Origin of the sequence: Halalkalibacter alkaliphilus (assembly GCF_023555415.1) — a bacterium.
Taxonomy (GTDB): domain Bacteria; phylum Bacillota; class Bacilli; order Bacillales; family Bacillaceae_D; genus Halalkalibacter; species Halalkalibacter alkaliphilus.
In genome coordinates this window covers 34,375-58,564 of record NZ_JAKRYL010000008.1, presented here as the reverse complement: position 1 = coordinate 58,564, position 24,190 = coordinate 34,375, and the positions used below count along the sequence as shown (strand labels likewise).

The following is a 24,190-nucleotide window of genomic DNA, read 5'->3' as shown; positions in this document are numbered from 1 at the left end:
AAAGGGTGATTAAGATGGTTCATTGGTGGATGGTTGTTTATGATGCGGTTTCGTGCGACTTTTTTAATGACAGCTATCTAACGGATAGTACATTGACGGAAGAACAAGTTATTCAAGAATATGAAGAGAATAAAAAAGGATATAAAGTAATTCACACTGGAATTGGAAATACCCGTCCAAAAACCTACAGGGCTCTAGAGTATGTTGGAATAAGTTTAAGGTAGATAAGTTGCCCTAAAAGATTCTTTTTGGGCAACTTACTTTTGTTTCAATTTTTTCATGGTCAACATAGAACAATATGAACGTATATTCTTGCACAGTTCTTCTCTATAAGAATATGCGTTCATTTTAAAGGTAGGATCACTTATAAACTGGCATTGTTCATTTTTTATTTTTTTTAATAAGCGAACGAAAGAGGGATTTAGAGTGAAAAAAAATTGTCTTTGTTGCAATTATAAAACCTTAGATAGTGATATTTTTGATATCTGTGAAGTTTGCGGGTGGCAGGATGATCCCACTTGCTGGGATCATCCTGATAGTCTCAGTGGTGCGAATGGAGGGATTTCATTATGGGAGGCACAGAAAAATTATAAGGAAATTGGGGCATGCAATGAAGTAATGCTGAAATTCAAGAAGAAAATTGAAAAATCAGCAAAAAGATTTGCCCAGGATAAAGAACTTTACGATTATATTGAAAATCTTGTAGCGGAAGATGCTAACCGGGTTGAAACTATTGAACTAAAATCACAACGACAAATAAACGAAAATCGAAAAATAGCGCGCGAAAAACGAAAAGCGCTTATAAAAGCGGAGATTGAGAAGATCCGCAGAGGTATGGATTAATCTTCACATAGGCTATCCAGCTAAAACCGTATGAAGGTGCATCATTTAGATATGTTTGGAGAGTTGGAAAAAATAGGCATGTGAGGTTATTTTGGTTATACCTTTGTTAGAAAGCATCTGTTCCAGATTTAACTATGCATATTATTAGTCTAGAATAGACTAGTCTACTTTAGACTAGTTGGTAATAGATATTCTATATGGAATCAAACTCTAACTTAGTGTCAATATACCTCCTTTTTATTACACTTTTTTATAATTCTTAAGCATGCTAAACGATATTTTTTAATCCCCCAAAAACCGGGTCAGAAAAATGTTATAAGGTACTAATTAGCAACATTTTTCTCTTGTCATTTAATGTCCATAAAAATTGTATCTTAACCCCTTGAAAATACTGATATCTATACCCTTTTGTAAAGGATAAAAAAGAGGATAATAAACGGATAATAATTATCCATTTATTATCCTTGTTTTTCTCCATTCCATTATACATTTCCGAAAAAAAAAGCTAAACAACCGCCCTAAACTGTCGATATTTATTAATAACAAATCTTTAAGGTGGTGTTCGTTTTATGTATTTTCGTTTAGTAAAAAAAATTCCAAAGAAAAATGAATTTATTTACGATTGGTTAAAGGATGAAATTTATAAAGTAGATGCAACAATAAAAGGAACTGGCGGAGTAATTCACAATGAATATTACGATAGTTATACTGGTGAATATCACATTGAATCTACAGGACCAGATTATTATTTTGTATTAGAATTAGTCGAAGAAGGAGAAGAAGAAAACTTAGGTACATCCTGGAAGAAAAAGAATTAAATGCGATTTACCAAACCTATAAAAATATCTGTACGAAAATTTATTATTAATTCTAAAGCATAAGCTCATAATTGTTATTTCTCTTACGACTTTTATCAATAAATTAATAATTCCAGATAACGCCCTATAAGCCCCTTGAGATACAATCCTAATATCCCAATCTTTAAAGCATACCTTGTTAGATTATTCCTAAAACTTCTCATATTATAAATACTGCCTCTCAAAAAATAGATCATTTTTTATTTGATCCTTTCTGAAAATTAATCTATCCATTTTACCTTGATGAAAATTTTTCTCAAACTCTTTTTCTTATTAAACTAGTAATAGTTAGTTCAATAAGAAGGGCTTACTAAATTAGCAATAGAATAGAGGTGAGAAGTAATGGAAAAAGCAAAGGTTATGTTTTGGATACTTCTATATTCAATTGAAACAAAGGAATTTAAAAATGCAATAATTTCTGAGGATCCAAACGAAAGTATTGAAAGAATTGCTGATAAATATGAGGAAAATCATCCGGAATTTCGCGTTATTCACATAGGAATGGGTGAACACCCTCCTAAAACTTACAGGTCTTTAGCATATGTAAATTAAGACTTAATGAACATATTCCAAACCATAAAGACTCACTATTGTTGAACATACTACCCGCTCCTTTTTACAATAAGGAGCGGGTTTTATTTTTTCACCTATAGTGAACTAGTTGAAAAATGTCGGTGTAGATTATAGGGTGAAGCACCTTTCTTCCGTAAGATGATACCTCTCCTCCGTTTATTAGTTCTCAATTTATCGAAGAACCTGCAAATACTTGCTGTGTGATAGTATCTATGTTCTCAAAGGTAGGTAAAAAAATGCAACTATAAGCTTAACAAACTCCGCATGTCATATTTATATCAGTAGTCTAAAGTAGACTAGTTGACTTTAGACTACTATTTCTCGTCCTTCCATAGGTAAACAATTTCTTTGAATATTTGTTCTCGCAATTCTGGTTTTGCCAAAATCATTGCTTCTGTGGCTAAATCAACATTTAAGTCTAATTTTTCTTCCAAGTAATATTTAATTGAAAGGAATTCAAATCCAAGTGCCATGTCAGATTTAATAAGAATATCTATATCACTACAAGAGGTTTGTTCATTGCGGGAATATGAACCAAATATACCTAATTCCATAATGCCATACTCTTCCTTCAAAAATCTTTTAGATGCCAGTATTTGCTTTTCTATAACCGTTAAGGCTGCATTCCTCATTTCCAAAACTAACCGCTCCTTTACACTTCTTTTAATGATCTACTTTCAAAAATACTGTTATTCATAATTTTAGTCATAATACTCAAGATGTTAATCTATTAATAGTAATGAGGTGAAAGGTTATGAAAAACATGGAAGCTACTTTTTGGTTAGTTGTCTACAATCAAGAAACACGAGATTTTTTTAACGATACCCTTATGATAAATAGGGAATTGGATTTAGATAAGATTGTCGAGGATTATGAGAACAAAAATAAAAAGTATCAAGTAATACACGTAGGTGAAGGAGAATTTCCTCCTAAAACATATCGTTCTCTAAAGTATGTAAATGACTAAGATAAGCACACATTTCCCCTAGTAAAGAGCTCAACCAAAATTATGTATAGGTTCACATTGAAAAAGGATAGAAAGAAATTTCTGTCCTTTTTTATTTATAATTATCTTCTTGATAAACCATTAACATATTAGTTAATTATAGAGTATATGGGTTTTACTGTATAATTCTTAAACATTGAAGAGTAAAATATATATTGAAAGTAATACCAATTATTTTGTTGAAAATGTAATGACTCTATTAAAGTTGTGAGAGGAGTTGTAATACGAATGAAAAAAGATAAAGAATTTGATAGCTACTTTGAGAAAAAATTAGAAGAAGATCAAGAAATAATTGCATCTTTGCCATATTCAATAGATGAAATAAAAGATATTTATTACCGAGATTATAACAATAAAAGGAATAAACCTAGTTTAAAACTAAAATTTGAAGCTCAAGATTTAGATTACGATACTGCCCAGTCTTTTCTCCCTCAAAAATGGGAAATGCCGAGGAAAGGGAAGTTACTCAATAATGATGACGAATTAATTGAAGTTTTGCAGTTGATTATTTTTAACCTCGGTATCAAAAAAAGCCTTGATACAATTCCCATCTCCCTTATTAAGCAATACTTATTAGAGCGTGATAAACATGAATAAACTTTACAAGCATTTTCTCAAAAACGGTGATTGCATAATTTTTAAAACAGATATGCCAAAGGATGAGATAGCCTTATTAATCGTTTTTCCTAATCAATATAGATTTATTGAATACTTTAAAGAACGAGGTTACCAATTAGTCATACATTCCATTATTAAACAAGGTCCATATAATAGTAAAAGCTAAGTTAAGCAAAATTAAAAATTAACTAGTAATTGTCGTTTAGTTTGTCTAACGTCCCTGATTCTCACCTAAAGCCTTCAGTGATTCTATGAAAAGCCCACTCTCTGCCGATCGCAGGAGCGGGTGTTTCTCTAGATAAAACTTTTTGAGTGATGTATATTCCTCTTCTTTTCTTCCCTGCTGAGCACATACGTATCGACATAATATCGTTTTCTCACACGCTCATGACTATTAAATTTTTGATCAAAATCCCTATGGCTAGTATGCCCATAGAAGCTCCATGTCAAGTTACACTACTCTGCTTGCGTAATTGCAACAATGTGTACTTCTTTCTGCAAAATACAAAAACCTAACTCCTCCTTATTTTTACCGAGGGAGGAATTAGGCTTATGGTCTTCCGCAATGAACCTTTGTGGAATATACATTTCTAATAAATAGTATTCTTGCTACGCAGCAAATCATTCTGTTGTATTTTATCTTGTTTTTTCACCTTCAGCTCGCACTTATAGGGCATAACTTAATAACATCAAGATCTGAGCTATGAAACATCATACTCTATATCTCCAACTAGCCCATAATTGGTTTGTTCTTTAAATAATGTGCGTTTTAAATATGCTTCTAATCATTTACTTTTTGTAAAAAATCTATTAATCTCCCACCATCTACTATACTAATATAATCATGGAATTTTAAACTTTGAATTACTTGCTCAGCACTATAAAAACTTAATTCTAAATTCGTTGTTAATTCTAGAACAAAGTCCTTATACTGAACTCGATGATCCTTTTTATACCTTTCTTTTATGTATTTTATGACATCTTGTAAGGGTGAGTTATTCTCTGGCAATATTAGTATTTTTCCAGCTATGTTTAAATTACCTTTTAGAATAGGTGTATGTATAGTAGTACGTTCATGTACATCATTGAGACTATTAAGCTTGTCTTCTAATTGTTTAATTCTAACCTCATCAATAGTACCATTTTCTTTTGTGAAATCTTTAATTGAATGTAAAACATCTTTTCTTAAGGTTTTATTTTGTGAAACGGCTTCATATAATCCATCTCTAACCGCATTAATCTCTTGAAGCTTTTCAACAAGTGTATCGTACACTTCGTTTGCATTCATATGAGCATTTTGAAGTTTCTCTGACGTTTCTTTTAAATCCATAATTGCATTTCTTTGCCCAGCAACATCTACAAGTGTGATAACAATAGCCACAACTGCAAGAACGATAGATACAGCAGTTGCAGAATTGCTCAAACCAACTCCTGCCTGATCTCCCGACCAATTATTAATTGCTAAAATACAGATAATAACTATTATTAGTATTATTGTAATGTAAATGAGATGCCATTTAGAGATATATCCTTTTGGCCTATTTTCAATATTCAAATTTGTCCCCTCCTATTATTATCAAACAAAAAACTGTTTTTAACACTTCTAAATTTAACATAAATAATCCCGAAAGTTCTTCTATAATATGGATTGTAAGGAACAAATCATCATTAAGTAAAGATCGACTTATCTATTTTATGTATATTTCTTTTTCAAACAAGCACTTTTTTGTTTCACAGTAATGGTCCAATACGACAAAACGATCACCCTAAAAAAGTGACCGTCCCTAATGAATTGTATTTAGTTACCAGTATGAATGTACTGTGAAATAAATATATCTATTGTTTTTTCTAATTGCTTATTCACAATAGCCCCGATTGTGGAAGAACATCATTTAAATATTATTAATGGTCCGGCTCTCCGTAATGTATCTAAGTGTGGTTTATTATTGCAACTGTTCTTCTTTTTTCGCTTCTTCCATTTCTTTCTTTACTTGCTCTTTTGTTTTTCCTTCTATATAGTAAGCTATCGCTGCTTTACCTATTGCATAAGTTCCCGAATAAGCTATTGTACTACTTATAGCAGATCCTGAACCTGGTATTAATACATTTAAAAATTTTGCACCTTGTTGAGCTACAAATCTTAATCCTAATCCAAACATAGCTACCCCTCCTAACGAAAGAATAAATTCTCTCGCCATCTTACTATCTATCTTTTGTCCACTTAGATAAGCTATAAGAGTAACTTCAACTATTTGTATAGGTATTAGAACTACAATATCACTTGCTGGTATCGGGGTAATTGCCACACCTGCGCTTGCTGTTGAAAACACTTTGACAAACTTATTGGCAATTTTCTCAATAGCTATATCAAGTTTGTTGTTTAACATTAAATATACAGCGGCACGAAAGTCAATGTTTTCTTCTAAGAAGTTTACCAGCTTATCAATATTGTATCTTCCATCAAATTCAATTACTAGTTCCGCACGCTCTTCTAAAGACAAAGATTCTGGGTCTTCATGATTCCATTCAATATATGAAGAAACTGGTACTATAAAAGTATCTGATAATCCTACTTCTTCTAATACTTGACTAACTTGTTGCTCTTTTATTGTAATATTATCTTTTTTCTTTTGAGTATATCTTGTTGGTTCCTTAATCCTAGCTGGCTCTATATCATCTATTCGTGTAATAACTGTAACTAAAGGGACAGTTATATCTAGACTACTATAGACTTCTTTAAGATACACAGCATCTTCTCTTAAAGTAGATCTATCAGCACCATTGGTTAATAATAAAAAGGCATCTGGTTCAAAATCTTCAATTACATTTTTTAAATCTTCTTCAGCTGTACTTGATAATGCATTTAAATTTTCTTTAATTCCTCTAGTATCAATAATTTCAAATATTACTTCATCATTCTTTTTATATTGAAATACTTGAGAATCTTTAGTACCAACCTCTATAGCACTAGTCTCCGCTAAATATGTACCAAATATGGCATTAATAAGGCTGCTTTTTCCTACACCAGTGCGCCCCATTATAACTAATCTAGGCGGTCTTCTTTCTTTGATTCCTTCCATAATACTAGTAATCTCATCTGATTTTAAAGCATTAATCACTAAATCTTTCGCTTTTTTCGGGATAACAAAATCTAACCCATTAATTAATTCTTCAACAGAGTCCATCGTATCTGTAATTTGTTGCAATCTTTTTTCTAAAACCTCTCTGCTAGTCATAATTCCACCTCCATTTTAAATACCTAATTCATATTGCACTAAATAAAATCAAAACATACATTATTCAATACAGTTTTCTGATTTAAATAGTTGAATCTAATTTATACGTAATGGTATAGGGAAAATTACCCACTTATATAATATCATTATAGATTCATTAAATATAATTAAATTTACTCGAATTACTTTTATTCATATTTTAAAGCCAACAAAACCGACAAAGGAGCAAGAGAACCATCTAATGATGACTCTTCCCACTCCTAATTGTAATTCTTCAAGAACCTCTATATTGAGCGTTGGTAGTTTGCAATTGTCTTATTCCAGCTTATAGTGGTCCTATTCTGGCTATCAAATCTATTATTTCACTTTCGAAAATTGATCTAGCTTTTAAAAACTTCATTTATTTATGTATGGTTTACTCCGATTTTTCCCAAAAAACTTAAATGTGATACCAATAAATTCACGAACTCTTCCTCCACAATCTTGCCCGATTGTTGAACTCATCCCGATAAATAAACCTTTTTAATAAAGTACTTTATTTCATAAACAAAATTATTTGTTGCGCAGTATGAGTTAAATATGAAAAGACGATCACTTAACGTAATCATCTCTTAAATATCCACTATTTAATGTAGAGTATAAACTTTATTTCTTTGTATAAATAAAACTAAAATAACCTAAGTTGCTCTGATTCACATGTTGTTTCGGTCTTTTTATGTTTACAACGAGGACACCAAGTACCATTTTTAATGTTGTTGGCATTTGCCTTCCAGTTATGTCCGCTAGAGCACTCCCACAACAAATGAGTACTGTTATTTATATACTCTGTTGAAAGACATCTACCCCTTCGTTCTTTAGCAATGTAGTGCATTTCTTCTATTTTAAGTCTACGTTTTTTCCCGCTTTCTTTTTTAGAACATATCTCACACCATGTCCCTTGTTTTACCATATCAGGTGCAGCATCCCACTCATGTCCCTTTGCACACCGCCATCTTAACTTCGTTTTATTATTAATATACGCGATCGAAAGGCATAACCCATTTCTTTCTCTAGCAATTTGATCCATTTCTTCTATTGTTAGTTTATGACTTCCATTACAAGACGGGCACCATTGTCCGCTCTTAACATCATTAGGACGCATTTCCCATTGATGTCCGTATTCACATTCCCATACTAACTTTGTTTTATTATTATGATATCGTTTAGAAAGTAATTTTCCGCTTCTAGCTTTGGCAATATCAGAAAGTTCTTTTATCATGGGTGACTTTCGATAAAACCCCTTAAAATGAAAATACTTTATCTCTATAAGCGGCTTAACACCATAATCATTTAGCTTATTAAAAATAAAGGTTACTAGTTCAGTATCATCTGTGATGGTATAGGGTATGACAATAAGGTTAATTCCTTTTTCATTACATAGCTGATATTTCTGTTCATCATACTTTTTTCTTTTTAAGAATTCATCATATGTTCTATGAAAAAACTCTATGTATTCATAATGCTGAACGCCATTATATTCGAAGGCTACTTCTAACTCACTATTATATCCGTCCAACTCCAACCCATTTAACACTTTCTTAGTGCTCTTGAACTGCTTGCCTGTAAGCTGTTCTAGTATATAGCGGCATTTATTTTCATTAAGGTAAAAATGACAATGAGGACACCAATGACCATTTTTCACGTCATTAGCTTTCATATCAAACGCATGTTCATTTGCACACTCCCAAATAAGCTTTTGGTGAGCATGATTGTATTGATCAGATAGACACTTACCACCTTTTGAGACTGCAATTTCTTTCATATCTTCAATCGTATTCCTTCTTTTCTCTGCACCTCTAAGCCGACCACAAACAGAACAAAAGCCTCCATTATTAATAGATCGCATTACTCCTGAGTACGATGCTGTAAAATAATGGCCTTTTTTACAAACCCATTCAAGCGGAGTCATATTATTCACATACTCCTTAGAAATACATTTACCACTATACTTTGCTGCCAACTCATACATTTGTTCTATGTTTTTTTTAACGTTTCCCGAGCACTTTCTACACCATTGACCGTATCTAACCTTTGCTGGAACAGCTTCCCATCTATGACCTTCTGAACATTCCCATTCTAGTTTGGTTCGGCTGTTCACATATTTTTTTGATAAACACTTTCCTCCACGTGACGAAGCTAGTAAATGCATATCTTCAATAGTTAGTTTTTTGTTTGTCAAAAGATTCACCCCATCGCCCTACCGAACCCTCTATCAACTTTGTTTTCTTGTAGCATCCAATTCATTAGATGCTTACGATCAATCAACCGTACCTGGTTTGAATTAGCTAGTTTTCTAGCTTGTTCGGTAAAAAAGCTATTAGTAACCACCCAGCACTCATCTGCTTTGTAATGATTTTTTGCTGAAGCTATTTCTTGTACAGCTTTTACACCAACATTTTTCTTATATCTCTTTGCTTGGACAATAATTTTCTTGCCTTTTGCTGATAAAATAAGGTCGGCTCCGTAATCACCACTTGCTGGTGTTAATTGCACATAATAGCCTTTCGCTTTTAATAAGGCCAGTAGATACTCTTCAAACTTCCTTCCTGACATTTTATCAACTTCTAAAATACCTGACTTTCTGAGTTTTTGTTCTCTAAGCACATCAACTATTAACGCAACTAAGAGGAGACCACCAAAAAATACTATTATCCCAAATGTTAATAAAGGGGCGGCAGTTAACATAGACCAAAGTAAGTCTAGCCCCATATTAAAACCTTCAAAGAAACCGATATCCATATCTATCTACTCCTATTACTCTTTTATCAAAATTTATTTTTATTGTAAATATCCAAAACCTTACATAAATATTTTTTATTATATCAGACAATCAAGGCCTACTTATCATTCTTTTTAAAGACAACAAGAAAAACCACCAAGTAGCAATATGGTACTACATACGCTAACTCAGTGGGTTACCCTACACCTTTTTACCTATTAGAACTAAAATATCTATATTATATTTTCAACAATATGTTGAAGAAAAAAGATCCTTATTTAACTAATCTCCCGGCTTGTTAGCTTTAGTACACTCTTTCAAAAAGTGCTTTTAACTTGAAGAACTTTGCTGCGCAGTAAACTACGCAGAACAAGATTTACCACCATAATCTGTACTAATTATTGAATTATAGATTTCCTTATACTAAAAAACAGGAACCATTAAGCTCCTGCTTTCTTCTATAACCCGATATCCTCTACAGATTCAACATGCACTACCCGTTACTTTATGTACATTCTTTACAATGCCCTTAAAAGATAATGTTCTTTGCTGTACAGTAATCGTCAACTAAGAGGGCTGATTACTCTAAATGGAATCTTCCCTCTTAGTTAATTATTCTATTTGCCAGTATCGTTGTACACAGCAACAATTATTAACAACTTAATCAGAATAGCACACGATTGCTTGAATTCTTCCATTACCTTATTTTTGATATGGTTCACCGTATATCTAAATGAGGTTTCTATTTTATGAAACCATCTTTATCGAAATGATTATCAAAACTAGAGGCTATCCTATGAGCATTTCCATCTGATTTATGTGGCAGGATAATAACTTTTCCAACATAAGTGGTTTTGAAATTTCCATCCAATGCTTTTACATAATTTAAAACTGGATCAACATCAATTACAAAGTTTGTACAAAGCGATGAATACTTGTTAATATCGGATTGACTTAACGTTCCTTCTTCTGGTGCATCGACCACCTTTAGTACACCTGAAGAGCTAAATGTAACACCTGAAACTTCTACATTATCACGTTGTAAAGCTACTAATATCACTTTTTGAACTAAAGCTCCCCCCTTAGAATGACCAGTTAAACTTATTTCAAAGTTTTTTGAGTATTTTTGGTGCATTAATTGAAAGAAAACGGAAGCCCAATCGCTCTGATTTAAATGTTCTGCAAAAAACTTGTTATTAGTTGTTTTCCCATTCTCTTGTAAATCTCTTAATAATTGATTAACCCTCCTTAAATTTGTCCCACGATAACCAATAACCATAAATTTTTTAATACCATCGTTTATATCAAACGTCTCTTTAATAAATACAAAAGCATCTAATTCAAGATTTTTATATTTTGCATCTCTTAAAGCCTGAATTCCTTCTGATGATTTTAATAAACTTTGTACTGAGTGTAGTACTGACCATTTTCCAAGAATATTTTTGTAGTCGATTCCAGAACTTATAATACTAGAATTGAATTTTTTTAGTTCATTCTCTAATCTAGAAAGCGTTCTAGGAAATCTACTAAATTTTATTGGAAGGATATGTTTGTCTCTTACTTCATTTAATTCTTCGGTAATTTCATCATAATATGCTATATTACTTAACAAACGGTATTCTATGTCTGTAACTCCTGACATTCCATTTACCTCTCTTTTTCTAACTATTTTTAGTTCGTCTTATATATTAAAAAAATAATTATTCGGCTAATTAGTTAATTTAAACTTATATGCAGTTGGAATAATAGATGCCTCATTACTCTCAAATAGCTTGTATGGATCTTTTATAATAGTAACCCTTGGGGAATCTAGAGCATAATTTATCCGATATATGTAATACTGTTCTCTTAAATGTTTTGCTTTTTCCCATTCATTAGAGGAAATCTCAAAAAGAGTTGATGCACCTTTGGTAGCCTTACATTCAATATATTTATACCTACCATCTTCTGAATAAGATAAAATATCGTATCCAGCAGCACAATTTTCTTTACTAACATGTTTTATTTTTGAAGCTAAATCTAACCTTCCAGCTGCCTCTAATCGTTCCTTTTCATAAAAGTAGACAAATACCTCCCCTTCAGCTCCTATTTCTTCACACAAGTCTCGATATTTACTAAATATAACTGGGTCAATAACCTTTAAATTATCCTTTTCTGGGTACAAAGATTCGACATCTACTTGATCTAAATATTGATCAGGACTATTAATTTCTTCACTTTCATTTCCAAAATTAAGTATGATGCCCCTGTCACCCCTGAAATGAGCCATAATTAAAGCAACCTTTAAAAAATTTCTTAGGAAACCAATTGAATTTTGCCCATATAACCACTCTTTCTCTTGGTTATTAAAAGTTCCTATATGCCATTTTGGTGCTTTTCTATCCTCCTGAACAAGTAAACCTTCCCTTTCAAACACCTCACAAACTGCTTCCTTTTTAGAAGTATTGGATTCTGATCCAGCTTGTCCTGAGAACTTAACTATTTGATTAATTTCTACTATTTCCTGGCCATACATTAAACCAGTAGTACCGAAGTGAAAGCATGTTATTTGAGCACTCTTCCCGGGACTATGAATTTCCAACCTATTAAACGTAGAATGATTGTGTACATGTCGTACCTCTAAAACTATTTCATTATTATTATAATTTGCTTTATAACGCAGCAAACTACCTTGTACAGAAGTAAGGCTAACAGATTTAAAATCAAACTTACTTTGTCCTATAATTACATCTAATTCAGCTGGTGCTTCATCTTTCAATTTTTTTAAAAACTCAGATACATATAGGTTCATAAAAAATCCACCACCCTTTTATGGTAACTTACCTTCAAGCTAAACAATAGTGTCACTAACTAATGTGCTAACTGTTTTTCTGAATTTTAACATTATTGAACTGTAAACTCTCATTAATTTTATCCCCCTGTTATATTCAGATTGTAAAATAAAAAGAAACAGGAGAAGAAAAATCATCGTCTGTAGATGATTTTCCTTCCCCCTTCTATTTTGGAGAATTGTTCTGATTTGTTGAAGGTTGATCATATAAATTTTTTACTCTTAATCCCCTAGCTTGTTGTACTAATCCCACCCGTTAGTACATTCTTTCACAATATGACCTAAAAATGAAGACTTTTGTTCCACAGTATTTGTTTACTAAATATAAAATCTAGACCGCTTGCAAAAGAACTGTCTAATTGAGAATCAATCAATTCTTTATAAACTTTTATTTTCAAAACTCTAGTTATATCTTTTATATCCACAAAGATTTCAGTGGTAAACAGTCTGTTACTCTTTGGTACACTTTTGGTCATTTGGTGGAAACGCTATTTCAGAGGTGGTACATTTCAATGGCTGTAAAATAACGATTCTCTTTAGTTTAATTTTGATACTTTAACTCTTACGTATATTACCTCAAGTCATAACTGGCCTCTTCTACTTTTGTTTTGAATTTTTTGTTATAGGGTACTAATTAACAACAATTTTATTGAATTTTCCCAACCACATAGCGAAACGTATGGTATTACTGGGCTAAACCCACTTAAAAATGGATAAAATTATTTAGTCTTAGAACAAATTATTAGAAATTAGTTTAAAAAGGTGCATTATACTTTATACAAAAATATTTTGAAATACATAAAGGTTCATATTATTAATAAATATAAATTCATTGTCTTTTCCAAAAACAAAATGACAAATTCTATTTCAAATCTCATTACAAATTCAATTACAAATAACATAACAAATAACATTGTGAAATTGTTAATTGGAAATTTTTCTTCGCCAATCCCTTTTATTTTAAGGGGTTAGCGATTTTTAATACTATTCTGACTAAATATATCGTGCGCGATTAAGTGTAAATGTTCCTTTTTCATTATCTATTAACCACGATAATGAAAATTACATTACATATAATAATCTAGTTATGATGTTTACTTTTTTGTATGTTTTTATAATTGATTAAATTTACATAAAAATGGAAGTTGCAGGCGTTAAAATAACCAAAATATGAACTATAAGTTAAATTCATACCTTGGTTATGGGTTTGTATATAATATATGGTCACTTTGATAGGGGCGTTATAGCGGGAACTCCAACACGAATAAGCCGTTATCCTTTCTTTTTTTAAAAAAGGACACAGCTTTATCGTTGTTCGAGCCAATCGAAATTACTCTTATGGGTTCGTTGTTTATTTTGTTGTTCTCGTCGCTCTTGCTCTTGTTTTTCTAACAGTTTGGCGTTCATTCTGAGTGGAATTCTTTTCTTTCTGAAAAAGCGAACGATCTGTTTTAGTTTTTGAGCTTCCTCGTCTGCTTTCTTTTGTTGAGAAAGGAGAGAGTTACTTGCTAAGGAAACGATCAGTTCTTTTTCATCGATTTTTTCAAAAAGGATATCTGCATTATCAATGCCATTTTTCTTACACTCTTCTTCGAACATCCCTTTGACTGTGTATGTGTGTTTTACAAAAGCGGCTGTTATGGAATCAGATAAGTCTGTCCAAGGTGCTTTTGCAGTGCGAGAAGACATGACTTCGTGTGCTTCTTGGATTAATTGTATATCTTGATCAATCAATACTTTGTGTTCTTCGCTCGAATTTGCAATGAAATAGTTCACTAGTCCGTGGATATGACCTTCCTTAAATGAATATTGAGAAGTGAACTCCTCTCCCCTAGTTTTTACTGTTTCAAATTTAAGGGCAGATAAAATAACCTTCTTGATTTCCTCTAATAAGTAGAAGTCAACGAAGTAATTAACAGCTTTATTTTTTAAATCGTAATAAACAATGTTCTCATGTTTTTCAGCAAAGTATTTCTCCAAGGATGCACGATAAATGTTAAGTCCAGCCTCTTCGAATTGTTGCATCAATTTTTTTTTATTTCCTATAAACATGTTGAAAGTGTCTTGTTTCATATCCTCATGAAACATATGGTGCTTCTCTGCTAATAAACGAATTTCTGCTTCACTAGCTTTATTAGAGATTGCTGGCTGTTGGTATGTTTCGGTTGCTACTTTAAGGCCGATCACATGATTGTTCTTTTTATATTTGCTTGTTCGTTTTTTCTTGTTGTTTACAAATCCGCACATCTGGTTAAATAATTCCTTGTAATTGCTATTGTTTTTGTCGAGTTCAGAAGTTTCTCCTGGTAGGCGCGCGGAAACAAAGCCATTGTCGATGAGATAAAATAAATCATCAACCATGTCTTGATAACTGTGATAAACAGGCATGCCGTATTTATCATTCTGTAACTTGTTTTTATAAAGGTTTTCAATAGCTACCTTCGTATCTTGATTCCAAACGTTTAAAGTTGCGACATAAAGAAATAGTCGCGTTTGGTTTAAGGTTAATTCCAAGAATTCAGGCGAATTGAAGATTGGAAGGTGCTTAAGGTAAGAATCGGCCCCTTTTGTAGACAGGTGGAAATTAGAAACGTAGTAACCATTTTCAAAAGTTAATAGTTTCTTGTCTTTAAATGTAATTTCGCATAATTCATCAAAAGCTCTACGGAAAGAGCGTCTTTCGCAGAACATTCGTTTTCTTATTAATTCTTCATCGAGGTGAATGCTTCCATCATGGTCCACATAGGGAAGCAGGTGGAAGATGAGGTTTATAGCTGTTTTTGAGATAACAATTTCTTTTCTAGAAATGGCTTTCATAAGGTCTCTATCTAATTTTGAATTATGTATACCAAAGTTCATTTTCATCTCACCTCTTTAGAGTCATTTAATTTATAACAAAACAGAAAAAAGCACCACTAATAAATCGATGCAGGTATTTCTTTCTACCCATCGGCTCTTAGTGTGGTGCTTCCACTTTTTAAATGTATTAAATTATCTCATAGATTACTTATAGTTAATATTTATAAAATATATACTTTATTATTGATTATTATACATAAGTTTTATACTCTAATCAACCTATTGTTCAATATATATAAAAAACATTATACGTCATATCACACCGTTATTTTAAAAGACATAGTATGCACGAATCGTTACCTAAGTAAAATTTTTGAGCCAAATACAAATTGAATAAACAAATTCTCCATAAATGATCGTGTAATTATTCGTTCTCTAAAAAAATATTGAACACTGCTTCAAATTTTTCGATATATATGAGTACAACATTTAGGAGGTGTTTGTTTTGATAGATCAACCTTTATATAAAATTTCAACACGTTTTCCTAAAAAAGGAGATTGGGTACAATGTATGTTACCTCGACAAATTTGGAGTGTCTTATTAGTCTGTGACAATGATAATGTAATTGTTGGTTATTTAGAAAACGAAAAAGGCATAACAAAAGGAATTTATTTACAATCTAAATTCTATGATGTGTTGGAGAAAGCGAGAGATGAGGATGAACTTCCGTTTTAGATTAGTTCAGACATTGAGTAGAGTTTAACAACGTGCTATTACTGTATAACCACTATGAAATCACTCTTATTCTTTTTATAGGTCTATACAGCACCTTGTTGAGTTTCTCTCTCAATAGCAAGAGTCTCTCTATATTCTTTTGCATCAGCTTTCATAGTAAACTTAATTATAGCTTCATGGTGTTGTTGGATTACTTGTTTAATTTCTTGAAGACTAACATTAAAAAATTCCTTCCTCTCATTAACTTTATTTACTCTACGATGTCTAAATGTCCTATGTAGCATAGCCTCTAACTGTGGAGCATTCTGTGAAAAAAATATTGCATGAACATCGTAACGGAATGGGACAGATGCACCACTTAGCTCTGTTATTCTGTCATTTGGATCTAACCGACGTGTCATTCCTATTTTGTAAATATTCTCTCCAAAAGTTCCAATATTAGATATTACATAAACATGTCCTGCTTTAGTATTGTTAATCCTGTAATCTACATCTTCTTTTTGTTTTTTGATTTGGTCTAGTCGTATCATATATTCATCAATTCTATCTTGGGCTAGTTCGGATGCTTTTTTTAGTGCATTCTCTATAAGTTTTTGTTCTTTTTCAATCTTCTTTAATTGCTCTTGCAATTCTTTTTGTAGCCTGCGTTCTTCTCTAATTAGCTCATTAGCACGCAGTTTCTCTTCTCTTTCTTCTTGCTTCTTTTCAGCATATTCATGAGCTAAATATAATTCTTCTAGTTTTAAAGATAAGAACGCCTCTGTTAACTTCAAATGATTATGTCTATTATGACGATTAATGTGGGCAAAAGCAGAGCGTATTCTTTTCTCACATAAATCTACATTGTAGTATTTTACTTTATTAACAATAACATCACATTCATTATTAAAAGATCGGATGGCTAATCTCTTATTGTTTTCTGCTACTTTAACAGCTCGTTCTTCATCTTTATCTATACTCCAATTGATCTCAAACTCTGTAGCTAAACCTTCCTTTACTAAATCCTTTTGTTTAATTCTAATTAATGTTAAATATTTATTATATTCCTCTGAATCTTCAAGGTCATATTTTGTTTCATAATATCCAAATGATTGTAATAATAGTTCTTCATCTAGATTTACAATCTGTTGATTTAATATCTGAATCCTTCGTTTCGCACTCTCTATCTCATGTTGTACGTTAGCAAGGGCTCGTTCTTTTTCTTTAACACTGTTCTCCCTGTTAAACAACTCCTCTTCCTTAACTTTTGTCATCAAATCTAACTTTTTAAGATGAGCTACTTCCACAGCACTATACTTTTTTTGTAGATTAAGAAATTTTTGTTTTAATTCTTCTTCCTTTTCCTTTACCATTTTTTCTCTAATTTCTAATTCAATTTCTCTGTCCTTAGTCATAGATACTAGTGTTTGCTGATGCCTGCTCTCCATTGTATCTAATGTGTTTTGCTTTTCCCCAATAAGGTATAGCAGATCCCTTTTTTCGGATTTTAGTTCATTTATCCTTTCTGATAAGTGATTCGTTGCTGCTTTGTATTTTATTAATAATTTGAATTGTAAAATTAAATCCTTTTTTTCCCATTCTTTTCGTTTATCTTCATCTAATCGTTTTAACTCGCCTTCTGTTTCCATTTTCCACTTAGTTAACAGCTGTTGATGAACGTTCTCCATTTCTGTTAATTCTAGATGCTTGTTCCTGATCTCCTTATCAAATTTGTGTGCCATGGCTTGTAACGATTGTTGATGAGCAACTTCTTTTTTTTGAATTTCAATTTCTTCATTTTGAACTCGTTCTTCGAATTCAATATATCTCATTTTCAAAACTTCTTCTTTATTTTTTAGCTCTGATTCCTTTTTATTAACATCTAAAATTAATTGATCAATTTGGATTTTATTCATTTTTCTTTGTTTTAAAATTAATAGTATTCCTAAGAACAAAGGAACAATTAAAAACCAAATTACAAACATGAAAGAAATAAATTCAGTTGATAGGTACCATGGCTTTTTATTCAAATTTAACCCTCCAGTATCATAATATTTACTAACGTTCTTTCATACACAATTAAGTCAAACTAAGAGTCTGTAATCAACTTTCCAATTAACAAATTATAACCATTACTTTTCTAGCAATATATCGATACTTATATACGTACTAATTTTATTTTAACATTAATTTCCTTTTGTTCGGAACAAATTGATTACAACTACAAGAATATGTGCCATCTCATGTTTTTTACACTCCCTAAATTGCTGTTGACCTGCTTATCAATAGAAAAAATGCCAATGATAAATTTGCAAAAAGCCTAATACTCCTTGCTTTACCAAGGAATTAGGCTTCTGTTTATGCTTCCGCAATCGTGTCCAATTGTGAATGTCATTTTCTATTAAGCAATGAATAGTATCGTTGTACTGTGTAGCAAATGACCTTAATTTTTTCCATTTTTCTTATTCAACATAAGATACTCCTTTACTTTAAGAAAACATTTTTATGGTTTAAGCTCACGTAACTTATAACGAAGCTAACATTGGAAACCTTATCTAAAAGGAGGGATTTATATGTTAATGATATTTGAAATAATGAAAATGGCTGTCAACATCAGAAAGCTAACATTATTATTGATAACGGTCATTTTTTTAATTAGCAGTTCTTTTATTATTCACTGGTTGGAACCTGCAATGTTTGAAAATCCATTCATCGGATTTTGGTATGTTATGACTACTGTTACAACAACAGGCTATGGTGACTTCGTTCCAGATACCACAATAGGTAAGATATTTGGATTATTTTTATATTTTTTTGGAATTGGTTTAATCGGTATTGTCATAGGCAAAATTGTTGAAGGCTTTGGACTTTTACGAAAATTAAAGGAGGAAGGGAAATTGAATTATAAAGGAAAAGGTCACTATGTGATTATCGGTTGGTCCAATAAAGCTAAACATACCATGAATGAGATCTTAGAAATTGATGACCAAGCAAAGATTCTTGTGGTCGATTCACTACCGAAATCACCCTTAGAGCGTGATAAATTTTCCTACATACAAGGTGACGCAACTGATTTAGAAACATTAGAAAAGGCAAATGTACTTGAGGCGAAAGCTGTTTTAATTTTTACAGGAGATAAAGAGTTTAATCCTGTCGCTGCAGATGGACAGTCACTTCTGATTGTATCGGCCATTGAGAGTTATGCAGTAGAGATGAATCAAGAGATTTATACCATTGTAGAAATTCTTAAAGAAAAGCATATTTCAAACTTCGAACATGCGAATGTAGATGAATTTATTATTGCTGATGAAGCCTTATCTGATCTAATGGCAAAAGCTGCTGTTGACAAAGGATCAAGCAAGCTAATTATGGAACTCCTAAGTAGAAGAAGCGGTGTGGATATTCGTAAAATCACTAAAAAACAAGTTTGGAAAACGTATAACGATGCTTTTGAAGATTTAAAAAAACTCGGGGCTAATTTAATTTCTGATCGGAATGATTTTCAAATTCTAACCAAGCTAGGAGAGTCTATTCCTAAAGAGGCTGAACTTTACGCCATCTGCACTAAAGAATCATATGAGAAGATTATGAAACCCCACTAAAATACAATTTGTAAATTTATACAATAAGTATTGACAACCTGACCTAAGAGGAGTAAATTCTCTATTAGTTAATTTAATAATAACCTTTAGTCGCTTAATCATTTTCGAGCGGGGGAACCAACTTTGGTGGAAATGTTCCATCTTGGGGTGAATCTTACTAAGTAAGAGGGGATACTCTCAGTCCCTAATCCGACAGCTAACCTCGTCAGCGTTATTTTGGAGAGAAGGGTCTCAATAGGCCATTCTTTGTGATGGTCTATTTTATTTTGCATAAAAAGAGGTGGAGCAAAAATGGCAGGCAAAAAGAAACAGTTTGCTGTTGTTGGGTTGGGACGTTTCGGTGGTAGTGTGTGCAAGGAGTTATATAGAATGGGACATCAAGTTTTAGCAATCGATAATAGAGAGCATAAAGTAAATGAGTTTGCACAATACTCTACACATGCTGTTATTGCAGACTCGACCGATGAAAAAGCGTTACAATCTCTGGGAATTCGAAATTTTGAATACGTCATAGTTGCGATTGGCGATAATATTCAATCTAGTATATTAACTACTCTCGTATTAAAGGAAATGGAAGTTGAGAATGTTTGGGTAAAAGCTCAAAGCGCTTATCATCATAAGGTACTTGATAAAATAGGTGCTGATCGAATCATTCACCCTGAGCATGATATGGGAGTTCGTATTGCACAACATTTAACTTCAGAAAAAATTGTAGATTTTATTGAGTTGTCTGATGAATACAGTATCGTAGAACTGCTAGCAACAAACAAAATTCATAATCGCTCAATCATTGATTTAGATGTACGTGCCAAGTTTGGTTGTACGATCTTAGCTGTTAAACAAGGTGAAGATATCAATGTTTCTCCGTTGCCTGAAGATGTGATAAATGAAAAAGATATCCTTATTGTCATTGGTCATAAAAGAGATTTAAAACGATTTGAAGAAGAAGGTTTATAGAGATGGGAAAAATAAAGGAGCACCTAAGTCACCTTTCTGCTGTTCAGATTATTGTTATGTACTACTTTTTTGCTGTCATTATTGCAATGGGTTTATTTAGTCTACCTATTGCACGTAATCCTGGAACGGAGTGGGGGGTTATTGAAGCTCTCTTCACGGCTGTAAGTGCTGTTAGTGTAACGGGACTAACTGTTGTCTCCACAGCAGAAACCTTCAGTGTTCCAGGTACGTTTATTCTTGCTTTTGTTCTGCAATTTGGCGGAATCGGAATTATGACATTAGGAACATTTGTATGGATGCTATTTCGTCGGAAGATTGGATTGAGAGAAAGACAATTAATTATGACAGATCAAAACCGTGGAGAAATGGCAGGCTTAGTTTTGATCATGAAACAGATCTTAATTATTATTTTAGCGATTGAAGCTATCGGTGCACTCATTCTCGGTATACACTTCTTACAATACTTTCCAACTTGGCAAGAAGCATTTATACAAGGCTTCTTTGCCTCAGTAAGTGCCACAACAAATGCTGGGTTTGATATTACAGGGAGTTCATTAGAGCCCTTTGCTCATGATTACTTCGTTCAATTTGTTAATATCATTTTATTAGTATTAGGTGCAATTGGGTTTCCTGTTCTCATTGAAGTAAAGGAGTTCTTAATGGCAAAAGAACGACCATTTAATAAGCGCTTTTCACTTTATACTAAATTAACAACAACAACATTTGGGTTACTTGTTTTAGTTGGTTTTATTGGAATACTTTTATTGGTTTGAAATCATTTCTTCCTTGATAAATCGTGGCATGAAACCTTCTTTTATGCCCTATTCCAATCTGTTACAACTAGAAATGGTGGGCTTGCCACAATGGATGTAGCAGAATTTTATATTCCTACACAGCTATTTTTAAGTGCTCTCATGTTTATCGGGGCTTCTCCTAGTAGTGTGGGTGGAGGAATTCGAACCACTACGTTCGCAATCATCATTTTGGCTATTTATACATTTGCTAGAGGGAAAAACTCGATAAAGGTATTTGGCAGAGAAATCGATCAAGAAGACATGATTAAGTCTTTTATTGTCATAAGTGTAGCAATTATGCTTACTGCTTCAGCTGTTATTTTCCTCTCATACATTGAACCATTTCCTTTAACAGCTATCATATTTGAAGTCTGCTCGGCTTTTGGAACTACAGGATTATCAATGGGAATTACCCCTGATCTAAGCACAGCTGGAAAATTAACAATCATTTTCTTAATGTTTGTAGGTCGTATCGGTGTTTTTGCATTCTTATTTATTATTCGGGGTAAAATGACGGATGAGCATTATCATTATCCAAAAGAGAGAGTTATTATTGGGTAATAGATTAATGTATACTTTAGAAAACCTCTAATTAGTGTACTAGTAATTGATCTTTTAGAAAACCATAGAACAGGCAGAAACAATGGTAAAAGACATTCGACCCGAAATCTCGATTCACCCAGAATTTAGAAGTGATTTACAAAAGATATTTTCAGACCGTTAATCTGTAAAAAGCATTGGCGTTTACGCCAATGCTTTTCTTAAGTAATTGTAAAGGTTTCATAAAATTTTGTTCATTCATTGCTAATGCCTTCTAAATTTGTTACCTTAACAATATCGATTTCCGATATTAGTTTTCGTTAATGGAAAGGAGGTAAATTTTGGAGGATAGAGTGTTGCGAAAGCTGTTCTTAGGGTTTATCCAAATCCATATCTTGCATCATGCTAAGGAACATCCTATTTTTGGATTATGGATGCTTGAAGAGTTAAAAGAACATGGTTATGACATTAGTGCTGGAACTTTGTATCCTATTCTTCACAATATGGAAGCAGATGGACTTCTAGTAAAAAATGAACAGAAAGTTGAAGGGAAAATTAGAAAGTACTACTCGACAACTGAAAAAGGTGAAGCGGTCTTAAAAGAGGCTAGGAAAAAAGCCCATGAGCTTTTTAAAGAAATTAAAGAATAATAAGAAGGTGAAAGAAATGACTGAGAAAAAGCAAATTAGATTACTGTTAGAAATCCTAATGGTATCTACAAGACTTGGATTTACTTCATTTGGTGGACCTGTAGCGCATTTAGGCTATTTTCACGAAGAATATATACGAAGAAGGAAATGGATGGACGAAAAGAGCTATGTCGATCTAGTAGCATTATGTCAGTTTCTTCCCGGACCAGCTAGTAGCCAAGTGGGTATCGGTATTGGTGTGATGCGAGCTGGTATTTTAGGTGGGATTGTTTCGTTTATAGGTTTTACTCTTCCATCTGTTCTTGCCTTAATTATTTTTGCATTACTGCTAAACAGCTTTGGATTTGCAGATGCAGGTTGGATACATGGACTGAAGATTGTCGCTGTTGTGGTAGTAGCACACGCCATATTAGGGATGGCAAAGAATTTGACTCCTGACGTTAAAAGAAAAACGATTGCCTTATTTGCAATTGTCGTGACTTTACTATGGCAGACTGCATTCACTCAAGTTGGCGTGATTCTTTTAGCTGGATTTGTCGGTTTTCTTATCTATAGACATCATACATTAGATGATTCATCAGAAAACATGAAATTCCCTATTTCCCATCGCTTGGCTGTTATTTGTTTAATCCTCTTTTTTGGTTTACTTATCGCTCTGCCATTACTGCGAGAAGCAACAAACCTCAATTGGGTTGCGATGTTTGATAGCTTTTATCGTGCCGGCTCTCTTGTGTTTGGTGGGGGTCATGTCGTATTACCTTTGCTTGAAAGAGAATTCGTTCCAACTGGATGGCTAAGTGAAGAACAGTTCCTTGCTGGTTATGGAGCAGCTCAGGCCGTACCGGGTCCTTTATTTACTTTTGCAGCCTACATCGGAGCAGTTATTAATGGTTGGCAAGGTGGATTATTAGCAACAATTGCTATTTTCTTACCAGCTTTTCTTCTTATTTTAGGAACGTTACCTTTTTGGAATACTTTGCGACGAAATCCTAAAATTAAAGGTGCTTTAATGGGGGTAAATGCTGCTGTTGTAGGTATCCTAATTGCAGCACTTTATCATCCGATCTGGACCAGTTCAATTTTATCAGCAATTGATTTTGCTTTTGCCGCTGTATTGTTTAGTATGTTGGTCTTTTGGAAGTTGCCACCTTGGGTTATCGTTCTTACAGGTGCAATAGGCGGGCTTTTCTTAACGTTAATTTAATATGCTCAAAATGAAAAGATGTGGTTAAAACCTCATCTTTTTTACTCTTCTTAAAATTTGCTGCTCTTTAGTCCAATATAATTATTTCAATACGGGAAATTTCTACAATCCTTTTTTAACAAATTGGACCGATTGTTAACTTTATTTAATAAAGCACATTGCTGCGCAGTAAGAGTCTACTGCGCAGCAGAGAGACGCTCACTTATAA

Annotated in this window: 20 protein-coding genes, 1 pseudogene and 1 riboswitch; of the genes and pseudogenes, 12 read left to right on the top strand and 9 right to left on the bottom strand. The window is 32.6% G+C overall.

Going from position 1 to position 24,190, the window contains the following annotated elements:
* Window positions 1-14: 14 nt before the first annotated feature.
* The 4 genes from MF646_RS09395 to MF646_RS09380 all read left to right on the top strand — a co-directional run bounded on the left by MF646_RS09395 (window position 15) and on the right by MF646_RS09380 (window position 2,252).
* The gene (locus tag MF646_RS09395) at window positions 15-224 is read left to right on the top strand and encodes a hypothetical protein (protein ID WP_250096239.1); all 210 of its coding nucleotides are present in this window, start codon (window positions 15-17) and stop codon (window positions 222-224) included.
* A 202-nt stretch (window positions 225-426) separates the two neighbouring features.
* Entirely contained in the window at window positions 427-843 is a 417-nt protein-coding gene (locus MF646_RS09390; RefSeq protein ID WP_250096238.1) for a CPCC family cysteine-rich protein, read from the top strand.
* Window positions 844-1,412: 569 nt separating this feature from the next.
* Window positions 1,413-1,661 (top strand): hypothetical protein, encoded by a 249-nt coding sequence (locus MF646_RS09385; RefSeq protein WP_250096237.1) that lies wholly within the window; start codon window positions 1,413-1,415, stop codon window positions 1,659-1,661.
* Window positions 1,662-2,042: 381 nt separating this feature from the next.
* A complete protein-coding gene (locus MF646_RS09380; protein WP_250096236.1) occupies window positions 2,043-2,252 on the top strand; it encodes a hypothetical protein in 210 nt (69 codons plus the stop codon).
* 335 nt (window positions 2,253-2,587) lie between these two features.
* Here MF646_RS09380 and MF646_RS09375 read toward each other — a convergent pair whose 3' ends face one another.
* Window positions 2,588-2,905: a nucleotidyltransferase family protein gene (locus tag MF646_RS09375; protein ID WP_250096364.1), complete on the bottom strand. Its 318-nt coding sequence runs from the start codon at window positions 2,903-2,905 to the stop codon at window positions 2,588-2,590.
* A 122-nt stretch (window positions 2,906-3,027) separates the two neighbouring features.
* Between MF646_RS09375 and MF646_RS09370 the strand changes: the two genes are divergently transcribed.
* On the top strand, window positions 3,028-3,240 hold the full coding sequence (locus tag MF646_RS09370) for a hypothetical protein (protein ID WP_250096235.1): 213 nt from the start codon (window positions 3,028-3,030) through the stop codon (window positions 3,238-3,240).
* A gap of 267 nt (window positions 3,241-3,507) precedes the next feature.
* The gene (locus tag MF646_RS09365; protein WP_250096234.1) at window positions 3,508-3,876 is read left to right on the top strand and encodes a hypothetical protein; all 369 of its coding nucleotides are present in this window, start codon (window positions 3,508-3,510) and stop codon (window positions 3,874-3,876) included.
* A gap of 802 nt (window positions 3,877-4,678) precedes the next feature.
* On the opposite strand, the gene MF646_RS09360 is transcribed toward MF646_RS09365, so the two are convergent.
* From MF646_RS09360 to MF646_RS09330, 7 genes are all read right to left on the bottom strand, one after another.
* Window positions 4,679-5,452 (bottom strand): hypothetical protein, encoded by a 774-nt coding sequence (locus tag MF646_RS09360; protein ID WP_250096233.1) that lies wholly within the window; start codon window positions 5,450-5,452, stop codon window positions 4,679-4,681.
* A gap of 388 nt (window positions 5,453-5,840) precedes the next feature.
* Entirely contained in the window at window positions 5,841-7,133 is a 1,293-nt protein-coding gene (locus MF646_RS09355) for a GTPase family protein (protein ID WP_250096232.1), read from the bottom strand.
* 667 nt (window positions 7,134-7,800) lie between these two features.
* Window positions 7,801-9,351, bottom strand: coding sequence for a PDDEXK family nuclease (locus tag MF646_RS09350; protein ID WP_250096231.1), 1,551 nt, complete (start codon window positions 9,349-9,351; stop codon window positions 7,801-7,803).
* Between the two features lie 5 nt (window positions 9,352-9,356).
* Window positions 9,357-9,911 carry a restriction endonuclease gene (locus MF646_RS09345; RefSeq protein WP_250096230.1) on the bottom strand — a complete coding sequence of 185 codons (555 nt, stop codon included), beginning with the start codon at window positions 9,909-9,911 and terminating at the stop codon, window positions 9,357-9,359.
* 722 nt (window positions 9,912-10,633) lie between these two features.
* Window positions 10,634-11,533: a hypothetical protein gene (locus MF646_RS09340; protein ID WP_250096229.1), complete on the bottom strand. Its 900-nt coding sequence runs from the start codon at window positions 11,531-11,533 to the stop codon at window positions 10,634-10,636.
* 66 nt (window positions 11,534-11,599) lie between these two features.
* Window positions 11,600-12,682 (bottom strand): protein NO VEIN domain-containing protein, encoded by a 1,083-nt coding sequence (locus MF646_RS09335; protein WP_250096228.1) that lies wholly within the window; start codon window positions 12,680-12,682, stop codon window positions 11,600-11,602.
* A 1,344-nt stretch (window positions 12,683-14,026) separates the two neighbouring features.
* A complete protein-coding gene (locus MF646_RS09330; RefSeq protein WP_250096227.1) occupies window positions 14,027-15,580 on the bottom strand; it encodes a hypothetical protein in 1,554 nt (517 codons plus the stop codon).
* A 445-nt stretch (window positions 15,581-16,025) separates the two neighbouring features.
* Here MF646_RS09330 and MF646_RS09325 point away from each other — a divergent pair, with 445 nt between their 5' ends.
* Window positions 16,026-16,256 carry a hypothetical protein gene (locus tag MF646_RS09325; protein WP_250096226.1) on the top strand — a complete coding sequence of 77 codons (231 nt, stop codon included), beginning with the start codon at window positions 16,026-16,028 and terminating at the stop codon, window positions 16,254-16,256.
* Between the two features lie 83 nt (window positions 16,257-16,339).
* Here the strand turns inward: MF646_RS09325 and MF646_RS09320 are convergent, their stop codons facing one another.
* A complete protein-coding gene (locus MF646_RS09320) occupies window positions 16,340-18,265 on the bottom strand; it encodes an SNIPE associated domain-containing protein (RefSeq protein ID WP_250096225.1) in 1,926 nt (641 codons plus the stop codon).
* 543 nt (window positions 18,266-18,808) lie between these two features.
* Here MF646_RS09320 and MF646_RS09315 point away from each other — a divergent pair.
* The 5 genes and pseudogenes from MF646_RS09315 (at window position 18,809) to MF646_RS09295 (ending at window position 23,982) form a co-directional block, all read left to right on the top strand.
* Window positions 18,809-19,837, top strand: coding sequence for an ion channel (locus MF646_RS09315; protein WP_250096224.1), 1,029 nt, complete (start codon window positions 18,809-18,811; stop codon window positions 19,835-19,837).
* 81 nt (window positions 19,838-19,918) lie between these two features.
* A riboswitch (cyclic di-AMP (ydaO/yuaA leader) is annotated at window positions 19,919-20,063 on the top strand.
* A gap of 65 nt (window positions 20,064-20,128) precedes the next feature.
* The gene (locus MF646_RS09310) at window positions 20,129-20,794 is read left to right on the top strand and encodes a potassium channel family protein (protein ID WP_250096223.1); all 666 of its coding nucleotides are present in this window, start codon (window positions 20,129-20,131) and stop codon (window positions 20,792-20,794) included.
* Window positions 20,795-20,796: 2 nt separating this feature from the next.
* A pseudogene (locus MF646_RS09305) lies at window positions 20,797-22,149 on the top strand (TrkH family potassium uptake protein).
* A gap of 320 nt (window positions 22,150-22,469) precedes the next feature.
* The gene (locus MF646_RS09300) at window positions 22,470-22,778 is read left to right on the top strand and encodes a PadR family transcriptional regulator (protein ID WP_250096222.1); all 309 of its coding nucleotides are present in this window, start codon (window positions 22,470-22,472) and stop codon (window positions 22,776-22,778) included.
* 16 nt (window positions 22,779-22,794) lie between these two features.
* Window positions 22,795-23,982 carry a chromate transporter gene (locus MF646_RS09295; protein ID WP_250096221.1) on the top strand — a complete coding sequence of 396 codons (1,188 nt, stop codon included), beginning with the start codon at window positions 22,795-22,797 and terminating at the stop codon, window positions 23,980-23,982.
* The last annotated feature ends 208 nt before the right edge of the window (window positions 23,983-24,190 follow it).

Coding starts and splice junctions, on each gene's coding strand:
- MF646_RS09395 (WP_250096239.1), top strand. CDS start 15: ATGGTTCATTGGTGGATGGTTGTTTATGATGCGGTTTCGTGCGACTTT.
- MF646_RS09385 (WP_250096237.1), top strand. CDS start 1,413: ATGTATTTTCGTTTAGTAAAAAAAATTCCAAAGAAAAATGAATTTATT.
- MF646_RS09380 (WP_250096236.1), top strand. CDS start 2,043: ATGGAAAAAGCAAAGGTTATGTTTTGGATACTTCTATATTCAATTGAA.
- MF646_RS09375 (WP_250096364.1), bottom strand. CDS start 2,905: ATGAGGAATGCAGCCTTAACGGTTATAGAAAAGCAAATACTGGCATCT.
- MF646_RS09370 (WP_250096235.1), top strand. CDS start 3,028: ATGAAAAACATGGAAGCTACTTTTTGGTTAGTTGTCTACAATCAAGAA.
- MF646_RS09365 (WP_250096234.1), top strand. CDS start 3,508: ATGAAAAAAGATAAAGAATTTGATAGCTACTTTGAGAAAAAATTAGAA.
- MF646_RS09355 (WP_250096232.1), bottom strand. CDS start 7,133: ATGACTAGCAGAGAGGTTTTAGAAAAAAGATTGCAACAAATTACAGAT.
- MF646_RS09345 (WP_250096230.1), bottom strand. CDS start 9,911: ATGGATATCGGTTTCTTTGAAGGTTTTAATATGGGGCTAGACTTACTT.
- MF646_RS09340 (WP_250096229.1), bottom strand. CDS start 11,533: ATGTCAGGAGTTACAGACATAGAATACCGTTTGTTAAGTAATATAGCA.
- MF646_RS09335 (WP_250096228.1), bottom strand. CDS start 12,682: ATGAACCTATATGTATCTGAGTTTTTAAAAAAATTGAAAGATGAAGCA.
- MF646_RS09330 (WP_250096227.1), bottom strand. CDS start 15,580: ATGAACTTTGGTATACATAATTCAAAATTAGATAGAGACCTTATGAAA.
- MF646_RS09315 (WP_250096224.1), top strand. CDS start 18,809: ATGTTAATGATATTTGAAATAATGAAAATGGCTGTCAACATCAGAAAG.
- MF646_RS09310 (WP_250096223.1), top strand. CDS start 20,129: ATGGCAGGCAAAAAGAAACAGTTTGCTGTTGTTGGGTTGGGACGTTTC.
- MF646_RS09295 (WP_250096221.1), top strand. CDS start 22,795: ATGACTGAGAAAAAGCAAATTAGATTACTGTTAGAAATCCTAATGGTA.